Origin of the sequence: Conexibacter woesei Iso977N, from assembly GCF_000424625.1 — a bacterium.
Taxonomy (GTDB): domain Bacteria; phylum Actinomycetota; class Thermoleophilia; order Solirubrobacterales; family Solirubrobacteraceae; genus Baekduia; species Baekduia woesei_A.
In genome coordinates this window covers 926,433-945,768 of record NZ_AUKG01000002.1, presented here as the reverse complement: position 1 = coordinate 945,768, position 19,336 = coordinate 926,433, and the positions used below count along the sequence as shown (strand labels likewise).

At 71.2% G+C, this 19,336-nt stretch carries 17 protein-coding genes; 2 read left to right on the top strand and 15 right to left on the bottom strand.

Annotation, left to right across the window (positions count from 1 at the left end):
* Positions 1–374: 374 nt before the first annotated feature.
* The 8 genes from H030_RS0116770 to H030_RS0116735 all read right to left on the bottom strand — a co-directional run bounded on the left by H030_RS0116770 (position 375) and on the right by H030_RS0116735 (position 9,191).
* On the bottom strand, positions 375–2,762 hold the full coding sequence (locus tag H030_RS0116770) for an ATP-binding cassette domain-containing protein (protein ID WP_027006964.1): 2,388 nt from the start codon (positions 2,760–2,762) through the stop codon (positions 375–377).
* Positions 2,759–3,169 carry a VOC family protein gene (locus H030_RS0116765; protein WP_027006963.1) on the bottom strand — a complete coding sequence of 137 codons (411 nt, stop codon included), beginning with the start codon at positions 3,167–3,169 and terminating at the stop codon, positions 2,759–2,761. The genes H030_RS0116770 and H030_RS0116765 overlap by 4 nt, the downstream gene beginning before the upstream one ends.
* A 10-nt stretch (positions 3,170–3,179) precedes the next feature.
* Entirely contained in the window at positions 3,180–3,554 is a 375-nt protein-coding gene (locus tag H030_RS0116760) for a helix-turn-helix transcriptional regulator (RefSeq protein ID WP_081691012.1), read from the bottom strand.
* 50 nt (positions 3,555–3,604) lie between these two features.
* Positions 3,605–4,612 carry an oligopeptide/dipeptide ABC transporter ATP-binding protein gene (locus H030_RS0116755; protein ID WP_027006961.1) on the bottom strand — a complete coding sequence of 336 codons (1,008 nt, stop codon included), beginning with the start codon at positions 4,610–4,612 and terminating at the stop codon, positions 3,605–3,607.
* Entirely contained in the window at positions 4,609–5,595 is a 987-nt protein-coding gene (locus H030_RS0116750; RefSeq protein WP_027006960.1) for an ABC transporter ATP-binding protein, read from the bottom strand. The genes H030_RS0116755 and H030_RS0116750 overlap by 4 nt, the downstream gene beginning before the upstream one ends.
* A complete protein-coding gene (locus H030_RS0116745) occupies positions 5,595–6,500 on the bottom strand; it encodes an ABC transporter permease (protein WP_027006959.1) in 906 nt (301 codons plus the stop codon). The genes H030_RS0116750 and H030_RS0116745 overlap by 1 nt, the downstream gene beginning before the upstream one ends.
* A complete protein-coding gene (locus H030_RS0116740; protein WP_231398463.1) occupies positions 6,497–7,501 on the bottom strand; it encodes an ABC transporter permease in 1,005 nt (334 codons plus the stop codon). The genes H030_RS0116745 and H030_RS0116740 overlap by 4 nt, the downstream gene beginning before the upstream one ends.
* A gap of 61 nt (positions 7,502–7,562) precedes the next feature.
* Entirely contained in the window at positions 7,563–9,191 is a 1,629-nt protein-coding gene (locus tag H030_RS0116735) for an ABC transporter substrate-binding protein (RefSeq protein WP_027006957.1), read from the bottom strand.
* A gap of 91 nt (positions 9,192–9,282) precedes the next feature.
* On the opposite strand from H030_RS0116735, the gene H030_RS0116730 reads away from it, so the two are divergent.
* Positions 9,283–10,446 carry an NAD(P)/FAD-dependent oxidoreductase gene (locus tag H030_RS0116730; protein WP_196809161.1) on the top strand — a complete coding sequence of 388 codons (1,164 nt, stop codon included), beginning with the start codon at positions 9,283–9,285 and terminating at the stop codon, positions 10,444–10,446.
* A gap of 18 nt (positions 10,447–10,464) precedes the next feature.
* Complete coding sequence (locus tag H030_RS32860; RefSeq protein ID WP_051222928.1) at positions 10,465–11,043, top strand: helix-turn-helix domain-containing protein; 579 nt, start codon at positions 10,465–10,467, stop codon at positions 11,041–11,043.
* On the opposite strand, the gene H030_RS0116720 is transcribed toward H030_RS32860, so the two are convergent.
* Genes H030_RS0116720 through H030_RS39155 form a run of 7 tightly spaced genes read right to left on the bottom strand, consistent with a single transcriptional unit; the run spans position 11,012 to position 19,334 of the window.
* Positions 11,012–13,204: an MMPL family transporter gene (locus H030_RS0116720; protein ID WP_027006955.1), complete on the bottom strand. Its 2,193-nt coding sequence runs from the start codon at positions 13,202–13,204 to the stop codon at positions 11,012–11,014. The genes H030_RS32860 and H030_RS0116720 overlap by 32 nt on opposite strands.
* Before the next feature lie 59 nt (positions 13,205–13,263).
* Positions 13,264–13,818 carry a universal stress protein gene (locus H030_RS0116715; RefSeq protein WP_027006954.1) on the bottom strand — a complete coding sequence of 185 codons (555 nt, stop codon included), beginning with the start codon at positions 13,816–13,818 and terminating at the stop codon, positions 13,264–13,266.
* Complete coding sequence (locus tag H030_RS0116710) at positions 13,818–14,921, bottom strand: histidine kinase (protein WP_027006953.1); 1,104 nt, start codon at positions 14,919–14,921, stop codon at positions 13,818–13,820. Before H030_RS0116710 ends, H030_RS0116715 begins: the two co-directional genes overlap by 1 nt.
* Complete coding sequence (gene kdpB, locus H030_RS32855; RefSeq protein ID WP_035127858.1) at positions 14,921–16,924, bottom strand: potassium-transporting ATPase subunit KdpB; 2,004 nt, start codon at positions 16,922–16,924, stop codon at positions 14,921–14,923. The genes H030_RS0116710 and kdpB overlap by 1 nt, the downstream gene beginning before the upstream one ends.
* Entirely contained in the window at positions 16,921–17,505 is a 585-nt protein-coding gene (gene kdpC / locus H030_RS0116700; protein WP_035127856.1) for a K(+)-transporting ATPase subunit C, read from the bottom strand. The genes kdpB and kdpC overlap by 4 nt, the downstream gene beginning before the upstream one ends.
* 6 nt (positions 17,506–17,511) lie before the next feature.
* Positions 17,512–19,242 (bottom strand): potassium-transporting ATPase subunit KdpA, encoded by a 1,731-nt coding sequence (gene kdpA / locus H030_RS0116695; RefSeq protein ID WP_027006951.1) that lies wholly within the window; start codon positions 19,240–19,242, stop codon positions 17,512–17,514.
* A gap of 2 nt (positions 19,243–19,244) precedes the next feature.
* Positions 19,245–19,334, bottom strand: a complete 90-nt coding sequence (locus H030_RS39155) for a potassium-transporting ATPase subunit F (RefSeq protein ID WP_155892102.1) — start codon at positions 19,332–19,334, stop codon at positions 19,245–19,247.
* Positions 19,335–19,336 lie beyond the last annotated feature (2 nt).

Here is a 19,336-nt window from a genome sequence, read left to right as displayed (position 1 = left end):
CGATCACGGAGTGATCGCCGCGAGGACCGAGCCGCGGGTGACGTTCGCCGGACGGATCGCGGCGAAGACCGACCCCGATCGCAGCGGCAGGGCGATGCGCGACCTCCTAAGCCACGACGCTCGCGCAACCGGAAACGAGCGACGCGGCCCAAGGCGCTGGCCGGCACCGAGAGAGCGGAGCCGCGTGAAGCGATGAGCGGCGCTGGCGACGCGGTGAGGAGCCGCGGTGAAGTGATGCCGGACGGATCGCGGCGAAGACCGACCCCGATCGCAGCGGCACGGCGATGCGCGACCTCCTAAGCCACGACGACCGCGCCGCCCGAGACGAGCGGCGCGGCCAGGAGCAGTGGGGACGCCACGGGAGTGGCGCCGCGTCAAGCGGCGCTCGTCACGTAGTCGGCGAGGTGCGCGCCGGTCAGCCCGGCGCGCGCCGCGACCAGGTCGGCCGGCGGGCCCTCGAAGACCACACGGCCGCCGTCCTGCCCCGCGCCCGGGCCGAGGTCGACGATCCAGTCGGCGTGCGCCATCACGGCCTGGTGGTGCTCGATGACGATCACCGACTTGCCGGAGTCCACGAGCCGGTCCAAAAGCCCCAACAACTGCGCGACGTCGGCGAGGTGCAGGCCGGTGGTGGGCTCGTCCAAGACGTACACGTCGCCCTTCTCCCCCATCGACGTCGCCAGCTTGAGCCGCTGGCGCTCGCCGCCCGACAGCGTCGTCAGCGGCTGGCCGATCGTCAGGTAGCCGAGGCCGACGTCGGCCAGGCGCGCCAGGATCTTCGCCGCCGCCGGGATCTTCGCCTCGCCGTCCGAGAAGAACGCCAGCGCCTCGTCGACCGGCAGCGTCAGCACCTCCGCGATGTCGCGCCCGCCGAGCTCGTACTCCAGCACCGCCGCCTGGAAGCGCTTGCCCTCGCATTCCTCGCACGGCGTCGCGACGCCGGCCATCACGCCGAGGTCGGTGTAGATGACGCCCGCCCCGTTGCACGCAGGGCACGCGCCCTCGGAGTTGGCGGAGAACAACGCGGGCTTGACCCCGTTGGCCTTCGCGAACGCCTTGCGGATCGGGTCGAGCAGCCCCGTGTAGGTCGCGGGGTTCGAGCGCCGGGAGCCGCGGATCGCGGCCTGGTCGATCGTCACGACGCCCTCGCGGCCCTCGACCGACGAGCGGATCAGCGACGACTTGCCCGAGCCCGCGACGCCGGTCAACACCACCAACATGCCCAGCGGGAGATCCACATCAACATCCTGCAGGTTGTTCAGCGACGCGCCCCGGATCTCGAAGGCACCGCGCGGCGTGCGCAGCGCGCGCGGCTCCTTCACGGTCGCGCGGTCGTCGAGGTGGCGCCCGGTCACGGTGTCGCTCGCTCGCAGCGCCTCCACGGTCCCCTCGAACACCACCGCCCCACCGCCGCTGCCCGCGCCCGGACCGAGATCCACAACATGGTCGGCGATCGCGATCGCCTCGGGCTTGTGCTCGACCACCAGCACCGTGTTGCCCTTGTCGCGCAGCCGCAGCAGCAGGTCGTTCATGCGCGCGATGTCGTGCGGGTGCAGCCCGATCGTCGGCTCGTCGAAGACGTAGGTGACGTCGGTCAGCGCCGACCCCAGGTGCCGGATCATCTTCGTCCGCTGCGCCTCGCCGCCGCTCAGCGTCCCCGACGCGCGCGACAGCGACAGGTAGCCGAGCCCGATCTCCACGAACGAATCGAGCGTCTCGCCCAACGCCTCCAACAACGGCGCGACCGACGGCTCGTCCAGCGAACGCACCCACTCCGCGACCGCCCGGATCTCCATCGCCGAGACGTCCGCGATCGACAGCGCGCCGATCCGGGACCCGCGCACCGCCTCGCTCAGCCGCGTGCCGTCGCAGTCCGGGCAGACCGTGAACACCACGGCGCGCTGCACGAACGCGCGCACGTGCGGCTGCAGCGCCTCGACGTCCTTGGACAGCATCGACCGCTCGATCTTCGGGATCAGCCCCTCGTAGGTGAGGTTGATGCCCTCGACCCTGAGCTTCGTGGGCTCGCGGTAGAGCAGGTCGTGGCGCTCGCGCTTGGTGTACCGCTTGATCGGCTTGGCCATGTCGAAGTAGCCGGAGCCGCGGAAGATCCGCCCGTACCAGCCGTCCATCGTCATGCCCGGGACGGTCAGCGCGCCCTCGTCCAAGGACTTGTCCTCGTCGTACAACGCCGAGAGATCGAAGTCGCTGACCGATCCGCGACCCTCGCAGCGCGGGCACATCCCGCCGACGCGCGAGAACCTCGCGGCCCTCGTCACGGTCTTGTCGCCGCGCTCGACCGTGATCCCGCCGCTGCCCCTCACCGACGCCACGTTGAACGAGTACGCGCCCGGGCCGCCGATCGACGGCGCGGCCAGCCGCGAGAACAGGATCCGCAGCAGCGCGTCGGTGTCGGTGATCGTCCCGACCGTCGAGCGCGGGTTGGACCCGATCCGCTCCTGGTCGACGATGATCGCCGTCGTCAGCCCGTCGAGCACGTCCACGTCGGGCCGCGCCAGCGTCGGCATGAAGCCCTGGACGAACGCGCTGTAGGTCTCGTTGATCAACCGCTGCGATTCGGCGGCGATCGTCCCGAAGACCAGCGACGACTTGCCGGACCCCGACACGCCGGTGAACGCGGTCAGCCGGCGCTTGGGGATCTCGACGTCGATGTTCCTGAGGTTGTTGACCCGCGCGCCGTTGACGCGGATGACGTCGTGCGCGTCGGCGGGCGCAGCAGCGGCGGCGCGGGCGGGGCTCACAGCTGGTTGATGCGCAGCAGGTTCCCGGCCGGGTCGCGGACCGCCGCGTCGCGGATCCCGTAGGGCTGGTCGGTCGGCTCCTGGACGATGTCGGCGCCGCCCGCGGCCAGCGCCTCGAACGTCGCGTCGAGATCGTTCGTCCCGAACGCCGCCATCGCGAACGTGCCCTTGGCCATCATCTCGGCGATCGTCGCGCGCTCCTCGTCGGTGACCCCCGGGTCGGCGCCCGGCGGGTACAGGACGATCGACGTCGCGGCCGCGTCCTCGGCCGGCCCGACGGTCAGCCAGCGCAAGCCGTTGTAACCGACGTCCTTGCGGATCTCGAACCCGAGCAGGTCCTGGTAGAACGCGATCGACGCGTCGGGGTCGGTGTGCGGCAGGAACGCCGAGAAGACCGTGATGTCCATGGCCGGGAGGTTAAGGACGGGCCGCGGCCCGCGCTTCTCCATTCCTGATCGGCCGCGTCACCTGCTTGGCCACGCACGTTGGCAGCCCCTCGATCCCGTGCTCGGCCTGCTCGCGGTAGGCGCTCGGCGCCATCCCCACCAACTTGGTGAACGACGAGCTGAACGAGCCCAGCGACGAGCAGCCGACCTCGAAGCAGACCTCGGTGACGCTCAGGTCCCCGCGCCGCAGCAGCGCCATCGCGCGCTCGATCCGGCGCGTCATCAGGTAGCCGTAGGGCGACTCGCCGTAGGCGGCCTTGAACTGCCGCGAGAAGTGCCCCGGCGACATCGCCGCGTCGCGCGCGAGCGCCTCGACGTCCAGCGGCCGCGCGTGCTCGCGATCCATCCGGTCGCGTGCGCGGCGCAGGCGCGCGAGGTCGGCCAGGCGCTCCTCGGTCACTCCCCCATCATCGCAGGGCGGCGCGGCTCGGTCGCGCCCTCCTGCAGCCAGCACGCCGCCTCGCGCCCACGGCCGATGGCGAACGCCGGCGGCTCCTCGACGCGGCAGCGGTCCATCGCGTACGGGCAGCGCGGGTGGAAGCGGCAGCCGGACGGCGGCGCGCTCGGGTCCGGCACCTCGCCCTCCAGCGCGACCGGCAGCGTCCGCTCGCCGTCGGCGCGCGGGATCGAGCCGATCAAGGCCTCCGTGTACGGATGGGCGGGCAGCTCCCAGAGCTCGCCGCTCGGGACCGTCTCCACCAACTTGCCCAGGTACATGACCGCGACCTCGTCGACGATGTGCTGGACGATCGCCAGGTCGTGCGAGATCAGCACCAGCGCCAGCTCCAGCTCGCGGCTGAGCCGCACGAGCAGGTTCGCGATCTGCGCCTGGGCCGACGCGTCCAGCGACGACAGCGGCTCGTCGAGGACGATCACCGTCGGGTCGGCGGCGAGGGCGCGGGCGATCGCGATCCGCTGGCGCTGGCCGCCGGAGAACTGGTGCGCGTAGCGCTCGGCGGCCGACGCGGGCATGCCGACCTGCTCCAGCAGCGCGTGCACGCGCTCGTCGGTCACCTTCGACCCGTCGGCGCCCGCGGACATCGCCAGCGCCTCGCGCAGCTGCACGCCGATCTTGCGGCGCGGGTTCAGCGAGGAGAACGGGTTCTGGAAGACCATCTGCAGCCGCGTGTCCTGCAGCGGCCGCGCGCGGCGTGTCAGCGGCGACAGCTCGCGGCCCTCGAAGAGGATCCGGCCGGCGGCCGGCCTTTCAAGACCTACAACTGCGCGGGCAAGCGTGGACTTGCCGCAGCCGCTCTCCCCCACCAGCCCGAGGATCTGCCCGCGCTGCACCGACAGCGTGACGCCCGCGACCGCGCGCACGTCCTCGCGCCCGCGGCGGTGGTAGACGACCTCCAGGTCCTCGATCGCCAGGGCCGGCGTCTCGGTGGCGACGGCGGTGCTCATGCGGCGCTCTCCTCGGCGGTCATCGTGACGATGCAGGCGGCGGCGTGGTCGCCGCGCGCGATCAGGGGCGGGACGATCGTCCTGCAGTCCGGCACCGCCAGCGGGCAGCGCGGGTGGAACGCGCAGCCGGGCGGCGGGTCGAGCGGGCTGGCTGGCGTCCCGGGGATCGCCTGCAGCTCGGACTGCGCGCTCACGCCCGGCGTCGGCAGCGACGCCAGCAACGCGCGCGTGTAGGGGTGCTCGGGGCGCTTCAGGACATCGGCGGCGTCGCCCTGCTCGACGACGCGGCCGGCGTAGAGCACCGACATGCGCTCGGCGATCGACGACATCACGCCGAGGTCGTGGGTGATCAACACCACCGACATGCCCTTCTCGCGCCGCAGGCGGTCGAGCAGGCGCAGGATCCCGGCCTGGACGGTGACGTCCAGCGCGGTCGTCGGCTCGTCGGCGATCAGGACGCGCGGCTCGCACATCAGCGCGATCGCGATCGCGATGCGCTGGCGCATGCCGCCGGAGAACTCGTGCGGGTAGGCGTGCAGCGCGGCCTCGCCGTCCGGGATCCGGACGTCGTCGAGCATCTGCGCCGCGCGCGCCGCCGCGTCCTTCTTGGACAGCTTCAGGTGCCGGCGCGCGTGCTCGGTCAGCTGCTTGCCGACCGTGAGCATCGGGTGCAGCGACGTCATCGGGTCCTGGAAGACCATCGACAGGTCGCGCCCGCGCAGCGCGGTCCGGGCGCGCGCGTCGGCGCCCGGGCCGAGGATCTCGCGCCCGTCGAAGCGCGCCGAGCCGGCCGCGACGCCGCCGCGCGGCAGCAGGCCCAACAACGACAACATCGTCAGCGTCTTGCCCGAGCCGGACTCGCCGGCGATGCCGTAGATCTGGCCGGCCTCGACCTCGAGGTCGACCTGGTGCACGACGGTCTTCGGGCCCGACGGCGTGGGCAGCCGGATCGACAGCCCCTCGACGGTCAGCAGCGGCGCCATCAGGCGTCCTCCTCCCGGAAGCTCGACTGCGGGTCGAACACGTCGCGCAGCCCGTCGCCGATGAAGTTGAAGGCCAGCACGGCGGTGAAGATCGCCAGGCCCGGGAACGTCGCCATCCACCAGTTCTGGAAGTACTGGGTCCCGGTCGAGACCATCGCGCCCCACTCCGGCGTCGGCGGCTGCGTGCCGAGCCCGAGGAACGACAGGGACGACAACAACAGCAGGCCGTCGGCGAGGTAGATCGTGACGAGCACGACGATCGGCCCGACCACGTTGGGCAGGACCTCCTTGACCATCGCGCGGCGGGCGCTCGCGCCGTGCAGGCGGTAGGCCTGGACGTACTCGGCCTGCCCGATCGACAGCACCAGCGAGCGCACGACGCGCGCGTAGATCGGCCACGACACGACGACCAGCGCGAGCACCGCGTTGCGCGTCGACGGGCCGAGCGAGGCGGTGACGACCATCGCCAGGACGATCGCCGGGAACGCGCTGACGAGGTCGGCGAGGCGCATGACGACGCCGTCGACCCAGCCGCCGAGGTAGCCGGCCATCACGCCGAGCGCGGTGCCGATCGACCCCGACAGCGCGACCAGCAGGATGGCCAGCGGCAGCGAGTGGCGCGCGGCGGCCAGGACGCGCGAGAGCACGTCGCGGCCGAGCTCGTCGGTCCCGAACCAGTGCGCCGAGGACGGCGCCTGGGTGATCGCGAAGTCCTGGGCGAGCGGGTCGTGGGGCACCAGCAGCGGCGCGAAGATCGCGATCAGCAGCCACAGCCCCGCGATCCCGAGGCCGAGGATCATCGTCGGGCGCTTCCACGGCGACCCGTGGCCGCGCGTGGCCGCGCGGCCCCGGCGGCGCAGGCGCGACAGCCGCGACGGCGGCAGGACGGCTCCCTGGACGCTCATGACAGCCGCACCCGCGGGTCGATCGCCGCGTACAGCAGGTCGACGATCAGGTTGATGATGACGTAGACCAAGGCGATGAAGATCGAGACGCCCATGATCGCCGGGAGGTCCAGCGAGACGGCCGACTTGTAGGCGTACTCGCCGATCCCCGGCCAGCTGAAGATCGACTCGACGAGCACCGCGCCCGCGAGCACGCTCGCGAACACGAGGCCGAGCACGGTGACGATCGACGGCAGGGCGCCGCGCAGGATGTAGCGGTTGATCACGACGCGCTCGGGCAGGCCCTTGGCGCGCGCCGCGCGGACGTAGTCGGCGTGCAGCACCTCGAGGATCGCCGAGCGCGTGTAGCGCGCGATCAAGGACACGTTGTAGGCCGTCAGCACCAGGCCCGGCAGGATCAGGTGCTGGAACGCGTCCCAGAACGCGTTGAGGTCGCCGGCCAGCAGCGAGTCGATCGTGTCGAAGCCGGTGACGTCGGGCGGCGAGGTGATCGTGGGGCTCATGCGGCCACCACCGGGCAACAACCCCCACTTGAAGAAGAACAGGTACAGGGCGAGCAGGCCGAACCAGAACATCGGCAGCGACAGGCCCGCGAGCGTGACGACGCGGATGCTCGCGTCGGTGGCGGTGTCGCGCCGCAGCGCGGCGAGGATGCCGAGGCCGACGCCCAGGATCGCGCTCAAGATGATGGAGAACAGGGCCAGCTCGGCGGTCGCCGGGATCGCGACCGACAGGTCGTGGCTGACCGGCTGGTGGGTCTGCTGGGACGTGCCCAGGTCGCCCTGGAGCAAGTGCCCCATGTAGGTCAGGTACTGCTGCGGGAGCGGGTCGTCGAGCCCGTACTTCTCGTGGAAGGCGTGGATCGCCTCGGGCGTGGGGTTCTGGCCCAGGTTGGCCAGCGCCGGATCGCCCGGCACCGCCTGGGTGAGCACGAACGAGACGATGGTGATCCCGATCAGCAGCAGCACGAGCGCGCCGAGACGGCGCGCCAGGAACCGCACCAGCGGCCGGTGCGAGCGCGGCTTACGCCGCGCCCGCGCCGGTGCCGGCAAGGCCGTTGTCTCAGTTGCTGCCAACGGCCGGGATGTTGAGGGTGTACGTCGGATCGAGCACGACGTTCGACAGGCTCTTGGAGCCGACGATCGCCTGCGCGGGCTGGAACAGCGGGAAGAACGGGCTGTCCTCGTTGAGCTTGCGCTGGAAGTCCTGGAACAGCGAGCCGCGCTCGGTGTCGTCCAGGGTGCTCCCGGCCTTGGCGCCCAGCGCCGCGATCTCCGGCGCCGCGTCCTTGGTCCACTTGTTGTCGGCCGCGCGGCTCGTGCCCGGCGCGCCCGGCGCGTAGACGAGGTAGTCGTTGGGGTCCGGGTAGTCCGGGCCCCAGTACGACACGCTCAGCTGGTTCTTGCCGGCGGCGTAGTTCTTCAGGAACGTGACCGCGGGGCTGCCGTCGAGCGTGACGTCGATGCCGATCTTGCCGAGGTCGGACTTGACCTTCTGCGCGACCGAGGCGAACGACACGCCGTTGGGCGTCGCGTCCGACGGGTAGCCGATCTTCAGCTTGATGCCCGTCCTGCCGCCCAGCGCGGCCTTCGCGGCGTCGAGGTCCTGCTTGACCGCGTCGTCCTGGGACAGCGCGCCGAGGAACTGCGACGGGATCACGCCCGGGGCCTGCGCGGCGCCGGCGCCCGACAGGCGCGCGTAGCCGGCGTAGTCGAGCGCGAGGCGGATCGCCTTGCGCACCGCCGGATCGCCGGTCGGCGAGACCGAGCTGTCCCAGTTGGCCTCCACGTCGAAGATGTTGACGGAGGCGTCCGTCGTCACCTGCAGCGACCCGTTGGACTTCAGCGTCCCGGCCTGCTGGCCGGACAGGTCGAGCGCGATCTCGTTCGAGCCGCGCTGGACGTTGAGCAGCTGCGTCGGCGCGGCCATGTTGCGGACCACGACCTTCGGGAAGCCCTTGGCGTCACCCCAGTACCTGGGGTTGGCGTTGAGCGTGTACTGCTGGTTCTGCTGGGCGGTGCCCAGGACGTACGGGCCCGAGCCGGCCGACGCCGTCTGCAGGTAGGCCTCGGCCTTGTCGGCCTTGTTGGCGTCCTTGGCGTCGGTGCCGCCGTGGGCCTTCAGGACCTTCGAGTTCAGGATCGACGTCGGCGGCGTCGCGAGGATGCGCAGCAGCGCCGGGTTGGCCTTCTTGGACGTGACGACCACGGTCCTGGCGTCGGGCGCCGTGACGGTGACGCCGTCGAGCAGGAACGCGCCGCTGCTCTGCAGGTTGACGAGGCGGTCGAGCGAGAACTTGACGTCGGCGCTGGTGACCGGCGTGCCGTCGGAGAACGTCGGGTCGGCCAGCGTGAACGTGAAGGACTTGGCGTCCTTGGTGCCCTTCCAGGACGCGGCGAGGTCCGGGACCGGTTCGGTCTTGCCGGGCTCGAAGGTCACGAGCGTGTCGTACATCGCCTTGACCAGCATGTTGTTGGTCGGGGTGAACTCGTGGCCGGGGTCGATGCCCTTGTCGACGAACGAGTTGTCGACGACCAGCGTGCCGGTCGGCGCGCCGCTCGCGGCCTTCGTGGTGCTGCCGCCGGTCGAGCCGGACGGGCTCGTCGACGCGCTCCCGCCGCAGCCGGCCGCGCCGAGCGCGCCGATGAGGGCGATCGCTCCGACGCTCTTGCCAAGCCTCTTCCTCTGCATGTGCGTGCTGCTCCTCCGAGCGCCGAGGCGCCTCGATGTTCGTACGACCCGGGGGTGGGCCTGGAGCCATTCTTTCAATATGCTGGCCAGAATGTCCAGTTCTTTGAATGAGTCGGTCCCGGAGATCGTCGACGTCGCGATCGTCGGAGCCGGCATCACGGGCCTCTCCGCGGCCTGGCACCTGACCGAACGCGGGCTCCGCGTCGCCGCGTTCGACGGCACGGGCATCGGGTCCGGCGCGACGGCCGTGCAGCCGGGTGGGGTCCGGCAGCAGTGGGGTACCGAGGTCGCCTGCCGGATGGCCCTCGAGGCCTACGCCTTCTACAGCGACATCGGGGACCGGCTGACGCCCGCGGTTGACCCCAAGCTTACGGCGTGCGGGTACCTGTTCGTCGCACGCGGCGAGGAGGAGCTGGCCGCGCAGCGCCAGCGGCTGGCGCTGCAGCACCGGCTCGGGATCCCGTCGCGCGAGGTCACGCCGGATGAAGCGGGCGAGGTCGTCGAGGGGCTGGACACCTCCGGGATCGTCGGCGGCGTGTGGTGCGACCAGGACGGCTACTTCGACCGCCCGCTCGCGGTCGTCGGCGCGTTCGCCGACGCCGCCAAGCGTGGCGGCGCGACGTTCCACGACCGCCGCGTCGAGGCGATCGCCCGCGACGGCGAGGGCTGGAAGCTTTCACTGCGCGGCGGCGAGACCACGCGTGCCGGCGCCGTCGTCGTGGCCGCCGCGTGGGACACGCCGGAGCTGCTGACGCCGCTCGGCGCCGAGCTGCCGATCACGCGTGAGCCGCGCTACCTCTTCTACTCCGACCCGATCCGCGAGCGCCTGCTCGAGCCGCTGGTGATCGTGCCCGAGGCGCACTTCGCCGCCAAGCAGCTGGCCGACGGCTCGGTCCTGGCCAGCGACCTCGGCGCGGGCTCGCGGCCCGGCGAGGGCAAGGAGGACTGGCACTCCAACGTGCGCCGCGCGATCACCGCGACGCTGCCGATCCTCGAGTACGTGTCGTTCCCGGTCCTGGTCGAGGGCTTCTACGACGTGACCCCGGACCGCCAGCCGGTCGTCGGCGCGATCGACGGCCACGACGGGCTGTTCGTCGCCGCGGGCCTGAACGGCCGCGGGCTGATGATGGCGCCGACGATCGGGCGCGTCATCGCCGACGGCGTCGTCGCGGGCAGGATCGAGGACACCATGAAGCCGCTGTCGCCGTCGCGCTTCGCCGACGGCCAGCTCACCCCCGAGCTGCAGGTCGTCTGAGTTACAGTGGCGCCCGGGATGAGCGAGACCGCCGATTCACCGAGCCAGCAGGAGTTCCTCGGCGCCCAGTTGCGGGCGCTGCGCGGTGCGCGCCGCGTCTCGCTCGGCGACGTGGCGCGTGAGACCGGCATCTCCGCGTCGTTCCTCTCGCTGGTCGAGAACGGGCGCAGCGACATCACGATCGGCCGGCTGACGCGACTCGTCGACTACTACGGGATCTCGATCACCGACCTCCTCCCCACCGGCGCCGACGGGGATCCGGACGTCGTCCGCGCGGGCGCCGAGCGCCAGCTGCGCTCGCCCGAGGAGGGCACGACGATGTACCTGCTCGCGTCCGGGACCAACCGCACCATGTTGCCGATGCTGCTGGAGCTGGAGTCCGGCTCGTCGCTGGCCGAGCGCGGCCATCACGCGGGCGAGGAGTTCGTCCACGTGCTCGACGGCACGCTAGTGCTGGAGATCGACGGCGCCGAGCCGCAGGAGCTGCGCGCGGGCGACAGCGCCTACTACCGCGCCGACCGCCCGCACCTGTTCCGCAACGCCAGCGCCGACGCGCCGCTGCGGCTCATCTGCGTGGACTCTCCGCCGCCGCTGTAGGCGCAGCGGGCTCCGCGGGCGCGGGCGCCTCGAGCCGCGCGCCCTCGATGTCGAGGTCGGGCAGGTGCTTCTGGAGCCAGCCCGGCAGCCACCACGCGCTGCGGCCGAGCAGCGCGAGCACGGCCGGGACCAGGGTCATGCGGACGAAGAACGCGTCGACCAGGACGCCGAAGGCGAGCGCGAAGCCGATCGACTTGATGATCGGGTCGTCGCCGATGATGAAGCCGGAGAACACGCTGATCATGATCAGCGCCGCGGCGGTGACGACGCGCGCGCTCGCGCGGAAGCCCTCGCGGACCGCGGGGATCGGCTCGTTGTTGTGGACGTACGCCTCGCGTACGCGGGTGACCAGGAACACCTGGTAGTCCATCGCGAGCCCGAAGAGGATCGCGATCATCAGCACCGGCAGGAAGCTGAGGACCGGCGCCTTGGCGGCGACGCCGAGCAGGCTCTGCAGGTGGCCCTGCTCGAAGATGAAGACGACCCCGCCCAGCGCCGCGGCGATCGTGAACAGGAACCCGAGCACGGCCTTGATCGGGACCAGGATGCTGCGGAAGACCAACAGCAACAACAACAGCGCGAGGCCGACGATGAAGATCAGGAACGGCGGGAGCGCGCTCGCCAGCTTGTCGCTGACGTCGATGTTGATCGCGGTCGGGCCCGTGACCAGGATGTCGACCTTGTACCTGTCGCGCACGAGCTTGGCCTGCGCGCGGATCGACTTCACCAGGTCCTTGGTCGCGTCGGTCGACGGCCCGGACGCGGGCGTGACGGAGACGATCGAGACCTTCCCGGTGCTGTTGGACACCGCGGGCGAGGCGACCGCGACGTCCCTGAACTGCCCGAGCGCCCTGGTCGCCTGCGCGCCGACCTGCTTGTAGTCCTTGCTGTCGGACGCGTCGAGGACGACGGTCAGCGGGCCGTTGAAGCCGGGGCCGAAGCCCTCGGTCAGCAGGTCATAGGCCTTGCGCTGCGTGTCGGCCTTGGGCTTGGTCCCGGCGTCCGGGAGGCCGAGGTCGAGCCTCAACGCGGGCACGGCGGCGAGCAGCAGCACGACGATCACGCCGAGCATCACCGGCCACGGGTGCGACGTCACCCACGTCGCCCAGCGCTCGCCGAACGGCATGTGCGCGCCGCCGGGGTGGCGGCCCTTCGCGGCGCGCGCGCCGACGAAGCCGAGCAGCGCGGGCAGCAGCGTCAGCGCGATCAGCACCGCGACGACGACGGTGAACGCGGCGCCGAGGCCCATCGCCGACAGGAACGGGATCCCGGTGATCAGCAGGCCGACGAGCGCGATCACGACGGTCAGGCCCGCGAAGACAACCGCGGATCCGGCGGTCGCGACCGCGTGGCCGATCGACTCGTTGACCTCGGTCCCGGCCGCGACCTGCTGGCGGTGGCGCGACACGATGAACAACGCGTAGTCGATCCCGACGGCCAGCCCCAACATGGTGGCCAGCGTCGGCGCGGTCGAGGAGAGCGTGAAGATCCCGGTCGCGGCGGTCAGCGTCAGCAGGCCGATCGCGACGCCCATGATCGCGGTGGCCAGCGGCAGGATCGCGGAGCTCAGCGCGCCGAAGGTCACCATCAGGACGACGAACGCGACGATGATGCCGATCGCCTCCGTGTTGCCCTGCTTGCCGGAGCCGGTGGCGACGATGCCGCCGGAGAACTCGACCTCCAGCCCCGCGGCGCGCGCGGGCTCGGCGACCTTCTCCAGCGCGTCCTTGGTGCTGTCGGAGACGTCGGCGACCGGGACCGTGAAGTTGATGTCCCCGAACCCGATCCTCCTGTCCCTGCTGACGACGAGCCTGTTCGCAGCGCCCTGCGCGCCCGTCCCCGGCACGGTCTGCGGGACCCTGCGCACGAGCGCCAGCGTCGGGTCCAGGAGCCTCTGGTACTGGGGCTCGTCGAGCGTGTGGCCCCTGGGCGCGGCGAACACGACGCGCGCGGTCGCGCCGCCGGTGCCCGGGAACTTCTGGTCCAGCAGGTCGATCGCGCGCTGCGCCTCGGTCCCGGGAACGGAGAAGCCGTCGTCGGTCGTGCCCTTCAGCGTGGCGGCGGCGATCCCGATCGCGACCAGCACGACGAGCCACGCGGCGACCACCAGGCGCCGCCGTTGCGCGCAGGCGCGCCCGAGTCGGTAGAGGAGCGTGGCCAAGGCGTTGGGACCTCGGCTCCGAACCTACCCGAGGATCGCCCTTTCACGCTCGTGCGCGGCTAGAAGTGCCCGGCCACCGCGGCGGCGACCGCGGCGTGGTCCTCCGGCGCGGGGCGCAGGATCAGGACCTCGGCGTCGGCGCGGTCCAGCAGCCAGACGAGGTCGTCGCCGCTGAACGTGCGGCCGTTCTGATGTTCGGCAGAGACGATCACGCGATCGAAGTGCTCGTCCTCGAGGATCCGGCGCAGCGCGTCGCGGTACGTGCGGCCGCGGACGATCCGACCGTCGATCGCGACGTCCTGGTCGATCGCGCGCTGCTCGATCGTCTCCAGCAGCGGCATCGCGCGCAGGCACTGCGCCGGCAGCGCGGCGTCGAGGGGCAGGTTCAGCGGCACCGTCGCCAGGTAGCACGGCATCAGCGTCGCGTTCTCGGCGCGCGCCAGCCGGACCGCCGCGTCGAACGCGCGCCGCGAGATCGACGGCCCCGTGAACGGCAGCAGGATCCGCCGCACCGTCTGCGGCCGCGCGGCCCGCTGCGCCACGCGCCGCGGTGCCCGCAGCCGCCCCAGCACGAGGCCGGCCGCCGCGGCCACGAGGACCAGCACCAAGATCATCATCTCGCTCCCTTCCGCCCGCGCATGCGGGTCCGGTCCGCCACGATGCGGACGTCGACGCCCGGCACCAGCCGCACGAGCCGCGTCGGGAGCGGCTCGCGCAGGCGCGCCAGCCCCCGCGGCGGCCGTGAGGCCCCGAGCAGGATGTAGGTGATGCCGCGCTCGGCCGCGACGCGCGCGGTCGTCGCGGCGACGTCGTCGCCCTCCTCGACCAGCAGCACCGCGCCGAGCACCGACGCGAGCTGGCGCAGCGCGTGCAGCGACGCGCCCTCCTCGCCCTCGGGCCCCGCGTCGCCGGGCGGCGCGACCCACAGCAGGTCCAGCGGCGCGCCCAGCCGCTGGGCCGACCGCCACGCGCGCCGGACCAGCCGCTGCGCGCCCGGGTAGGGCTCGATCAGCGCCAGCAGCCGCTCCCCCACCGCCTGGGCGACGTCCTGGTCGAGCGGCTCGACGCGCCGCGCCTCGACGTTCTCGGCGACCTGGCGCAGCGCGGTCTCGCGCAGCGCGTTGAGGTTCTCGATCTTGAAGAAGTTGCTCAGCGCCGCGTCGATCCGCGCCGTCGGGTAGATCTTGCCCGCGCGCAGCCGGTCCAGCAGCGCCTCGGGCGTGACGTCGACCAGCACGATCTCGTCGGCCCGCCGCAGCACGCTGTCGGGGACCGTCTCGCGCACCCGGACGCCCGACAGCTCGGCGACCGTGTCGTTCAGCGACTCCAGGTGCTGGATGTTCATGGTCGACAGCACGTCGATGCCCGCCGCCAGGATCGTCTCGACGTCCTCATAGCGCTTGCCGTGGTCCAGCCCCGGCGCATTGGTGTGCGCGAGCTCGTCGATCAGGCACAGCTCCGGCCTGCGCGCCAGGACCGCCGGGAGGTCCAGATCGTTGAACGTCGTGCCGCGGTAGGTGACGCGCCGCCGCGGCAGCCGCTCCAGCCCCGCGGCGCGCGCCTCGGTCAGCTCGCGGCCGTGGGTCTCCAGGAGCCCGATCACGACGTCGCGTCCCGCCTCCAGCTCGACGCGGCCCTCGTCGAGCATGCGGACGGTCTTGCCGACGCCCGCGGCCATGCCCAGGAACACCTTGAGATGACCGCGGGCGTCGTCCATCACGCGCCCAGGATGTTGTGGACGACGAGGTCGATCAACTTGATCCCGACGAACGGAGCGACCAGCCCGCCGAGGCCGTAGACCAGCAGGTTGCGCCGCAGCAGCGCGGTCGCGCCGACCGCCTTGTAGGCGACGCCGCGCAGCGCGATCGGCACCAGCATCGGGATCACCACCGCGTTGAACACGATCGCCGAGATGATCGCCGACTGCGGCGACCCGAGCGACATGATGTTCAACGCGTCGAGCGGGCCGGACGACTGGCCGTGCGCGGCGTACAGCCCCACGAAGATCGCCGGCAGGATCGCGAAGTACTTCGCGACGTCGTTGGCGATCGAGAACGTGGTCAGCGCTCCGCGCGTGATCAGGAGCTGCTTGCCGACCTCGACGATCTCGATGAGCTTCGTCGGGTTGCTGTCCAGGTCCACCATGTTGCCCGCCTCGCGGGCCGCCTGGGTGCCGGTGTTCATCGCCACGCCGACGTCGGCCTGGGCCAGCGCGGGCGCGTCGTTGGTGCCGTCGCCGGTCATCGCGACCAGCCGGCCCTCGGCCTGCTCGGCCTTGATCAGCTCCATCTTGCGCTCCGGCGTCGCCTCGGCCAGGAAGTCGTCGACCCCCGCCTCCTCGGCGATCTTCGCCGCGGTCAGCCGGTTGTCGCCGGTGACCATGACGGTGCGGATGCCCATCGCCCGCAGCTGCTCGAAGCGAGCGGCCATGCCCTCCTTGACGGTGTCCTTCAGGTACACGACGCCGAGCACCTGCGAGTCGCGGGCGACGGCCAGCGGCGTGCCGCCCTCGCGGGCGATCCGCTCGACGACGCCGCGCAGCTCGTCCGGCACCTTGCCGCCCTCGGCCTCGGCGAACGCGATCACCGAGTCGGCCGCGCCCTTGCGCAGTCGCGTGCCGTCGTAGTCGATGCCGCTCATGCGCGTCTGCGCGGTGAACGGGACGAACTCGGCCTCGTGCGGCGCGAGCGTGCGCTCGCGGATCCCGAACGACTTGGCGAGCACGACGATCGAGCGGCCCTCGGGCGTCTCGTCGGCCAAGGACGACAACTGCGCCGCCTCGGCGAGCTGGGTCTCGGTCACGCCCGGCATCGGGACGAACTCCGCGGCCTGGCGGTTGCCGAGCGTGATCGTGCCGGTCTTGTCCAGCAGCAGGACGTCCACGTCGCCGGACGCCTCGACCGCGCGGCCGCTCAGGGCAAGGACGTTGCGCCGGACGAGGCGGTCCATGCCCGCGATGCCGATCGCGCTCAGCAGCGCCCCGATCGTCGTCGGGATCAACGCCACCAACAACGCGATCTCGGTGGTCAGCGAGATGTCGCCACCGGCGAAGCGCGCGAACGGCAGCAGCGTCGCGACGACGACCAGGAAGACGATCGTCAGCCCCGCGAGCAGGATGTTCAGCGCGATCTCGTTCGGCGTCTTGCGCCGCTCGGCGCCCTCGACCAGCGCGATCATCCGGTCCAGGAACGACTGCCCGGGCTCGGCCGTGATCTCCACGACGATGCGGTCGCTCAGCACGCGCGTGCCGCCGGTGACCGCGCTGCGGTCGCCGCCCGACTCGCGGATGACCGGCGCCGACTCGCCCGTGATCGCCGACTCGTCGACCGTGGCGATCCCCTCCGTGACGGTGCCGTCACCGGGGATCGCCTCGCCGGCCTCGACGACGACCATGTCGCCGCGGTGCAGCTCGGCCGCCGGTCGCTCGGAGCCGTCCTGCATCCGCGCCACCGTGTCGCTGCGCATCGCGCGCAGCGCGTCGGCCTGCGCCTTGCCGCGGCCCTCGGCCAGCGCCTCGGCGAGGTTGGCGAAGACGACCGTCAGCCACAGCCAGACCGCGACCGTGAACGTGAACCAGCGCGGGTCCGACGAGCCGGCGATGCCGGCGCCGGTCGCGATGACCGCCCCGATCTCGACCACGAACATGACCGGGTTGCGGACCTGGATCCGCGGGTCGAGCTTGCGGAACGAGTCGAGGACGACGGAACGGCTGAGGGTCATCGAGTCACCTGGTCGAGGGCGCGGTTGAGCTCGGTCACGTTCACGCCCGGCTCGCCGAAGACGCCGAGGCCGCGGCCGTCGGTGTAGTTCTTGACAAGGGCATGGACTTGGTCGAGCGGGAGGTGGCGCACCGCAGCGACGCGATGCGCCTGGATCGCGGCGTTGGCCTTCGAGATGTCCGGGTCGACGCCCGACGCGCTGAACGTCGCGGCATCCACCGGGACCTGCTTGGCGGTCAGCCCGTTGTCATAGGGCTGCTCGCGCTTGATGTAGGCGTCGAGGTTCTGACGCGTCAGGTACATGGTGCTGTTCTGGTTCGGGCCGTGGTTGCCGAAGTAGGTGACGGACGCGCTGTAGTCGGTGGCCGACGGGCGGGGCACGAAGTAGCCCTTGCCCTTCCTGGCCTGGCCGAGCAGCGTGGAGCCGACGACCTTGCCGTCCTGCTTGATCAGCGAGCCGTTGGCCTTGCCGGAGAACGCGACCTGCGCGATCCCGGTCATGGCCAGCGGGTATGCGAGACCCAGCAGGACGGTGAGCACGACGACCACCAGCGAGCCGCGGATGAGGTCCTTGGTCAACATGATGTTCTAGAAGAGGTTGGTCGTGAGGGACTGGACGATCGGGCCCAGCAGGAAGGCCGGCAGGAACGTCAGGGCGCCGATCAGCACCACGACGCCGACCAGCAGGACGCCGAACGTCGGCGTGTCGGTGCGCAGCGTGCCGAGGCCGACCGGTGAGACCTTCTTCTTGGCCAGCCCACCGCCCACGGCGAGCACCGCGAGGATCGGCACGAAGCGGCCGAAGAGCATCGCGAAGCCGCCCATGATGTCGGCGAACGTGATGCCGTGGGCGCCGACGTTGCCGGGCGCGTTGGGCTGCAGGTAGCCGGTGTAGCCGGCGAAGGCCGAGCCGTTGTTGTTGGCCTGCGACAGGTAGGCGTAGAACGTCTCGCTGAAGCCCTGCGGACCGGAGGCGTAGATCGACGGGCCGCCGTACTTGGTCGACACCGCCAGCGCCGTGAGCACCAGCACGATCAAGGCGGTGAACAACGCGCCGATCGTCACCAGCTTGACGTCCTTGGGCTCGATCTTCTTGCCCAGGTACTCCGGCGTGCGCCCGACCATCAGGCCGCCGATGAACACGGCCAGCAGGACGAACAGCAGCATCATGTACAACCCGGTCCCGACGCCGCCGAAGACGGACTCCGAGTACCCCAGGTTGACCATCGGGACCAGGCCGCCGAGGCCGGTCAGCGATTGGAACGCGCCGTTGACCGCGCCACAGGAGATCACGGTCGTGATCGCCGTGAACAGCGAGGTCGAGGCGACGCCGAAGCGCTGCTCCTTGCCCTCGAGGTTGCCGCCGGTCGAGCCCGCGATGTGCCCGGTGTTCAGACCCGCCAGGTGCTGCGCGGGCGTGCCGTGCTGCTCGGCGGCGTAGACGACCGCGACGCTGATCACGAACAGGAACGACATCGCGCCGAAGATCACCCAGCCCTGGCGGCGGTTGCCCACCATCCGGCCGAAGGCGAACGGCAGCGACGCCGGGATCAACATGATGAGGAACATCTCGACGAAGTTGCTGAACGCCGTCGGGTTCTCGAACGGATAGGCCGAGTTCACGTTGAAGAACCCGCCGCCGTTGGTCCCGATCATCTTGATCGCCTCCTGCGAGGCCACCGGCCCGCGGGCGATGTCGCCGGTCGTCCCGCCGAGCGTCTGGATGACGCCCTGGCTGACCAGGACGATCGTCGCGACGACCGACAGCGGGACCAGGATGTACAGGATGATCCGGGTCAGGTCCTTGTAGAAGTTGCCCAGCGACCCGTTGCCGTGGCGGGCAGTGATACCGCGGATCAGCGCGACGAGCACCGCGATGCCAACTGCGGCCGAGACGAAGTTCTGGACGGCCAGGCCGGCCATCTGCGAGAAGTACGACATCGTCGTCTCCCCGCCGTAGAACTGCCAGTTGGTGTTGGTCAGGAACGAGGAGGCCGTGTTGAACGACACGTCCCACGTCCCGGACCTGAAGCCCTCGGGGTTGAACGGGTGGATCCCCTGCGTGCGCAGGATGACGTACAGCAGCAGCGCGAAGAGGACCGAGACGATGACCAAGGACTTGGCATAGGCCTTCCAGTCCTGCTCCTGCTCGGGGTCCACCCGGAAGAGGCGGTAGAGCAGGCGCTCGACCGGTGCGACGACGGGCGTCAGGAAGACGCGCTCGTCGGAGAAGACGCGCGCCATGTAGGCGCCGAAGAACGGCGCGACGGCGACGACGACCGCGAAGAAGACGACGATCTGCAGCGTTCCCTGGCCCATCGCTAGAACCGCTCCCCGCGCAGCAGCGCGTAGAGGAGGTAGGCGAGCACGAGCACGCACACGATCAGGCCGAACAGGTCCGAGCCCCTCATAC

Coding starts and splice junctions, on each gene's coding strand:
- H030_RS0116765 (WP_027006963.1), bottom strand. CDS start 3,169: ATGGACATCACGGTCTTCTCGGCGTTCCTGCCGCACACCGACCCCGAC.
- H030_RS0116760 (WP_081691012.1), bottom strand. CDS start 3,554: ATGGATCGCGAGCACGCGCGGCCGCTGGACGTCGAGGCGCTCGCGCGC.
- H030_RS0116755 (WP_027006961.1), bottom strand. CDS start 4,612: ATGAGCACCGCCGTCGCCACCGAGACGCCGGCCCTGGCGATCGAGGAC.
- H030_RS0116750 (WP_027006960.1), bottom strand. CDS start 5,595: ATGGCGCCGCTGCTGACCGTCGAGGGGCTGTCGATCCGGCTGCCCACG.
- H030_RS0116745 (WP_027006959.1), bottom strand. CDS start 6,500: ATGAGCGTCCAGGGAGCCGTCCTGCCGCCGTCGCGGCTGTCGCGCCTG.
- H030_RS0116735 (WP_027006957.1), bottom strand. CDS start 9,191: ATGCAGAGGAAGAGGCTTGGCAAGAGCGTCGGAGCGATCGCCCTCATC.
- H030_RS0116730 (WP_196809161.1), top strand. CDS start 9,283: ATGTCCAGTTCTTTGAATGAGTCGGTCCCGGAGATCGTCGACGTCGCG.
- H030_RS32860 (WP_051222928.1), top strand. CDS start 10,465: ATGAGCGAGACCGCCGATTCACCGAGCCAGCAGGAGTTCCTCGGCGCC.
- H030_RS0116715 (WP_027006954.1), bottom strand. CDS start 13,818: ATGATCTTGGTGCTGGTCCTCGTGGCCGCGGCGGCCGGCCTCGTGCTG.
- H030_RS0116710 (WP_027006953.1), bottom strand. CDS start 14,921: ATGGACGACGCCCGCGGTCATCTCAAGGTGTTCCTGGGCATGGCCGCG.
- kdpB (WP_035127858.1), bottom strand. CDS start 16,924: ATGACCCTCAGCCGTTCCGTCGTCCTCGACTCGTTCCGCAAGCTCGAC.
- kdpC (WP_035127856.1), bottom strand. CDS start 17,505: ATGTTGACCAAGGACCTCATCCGCGGCTCGCTGGTGGTCGTCGTGCTC.
- kdpA (WP_027006951.1), bottom strand. CDS start 19,242: ATGGGCCAGGGAACGCTGCAGATCGTCGTCTTCTTCGCGGTCGTCGTC.
- H030_RS39155 (WP_155892102.1), bottom strand. CDS start 19,334: ATGAGGGGCTCGGACCTGTTCGGCCTGATCGTGTGCGTGCTCGTGCTC.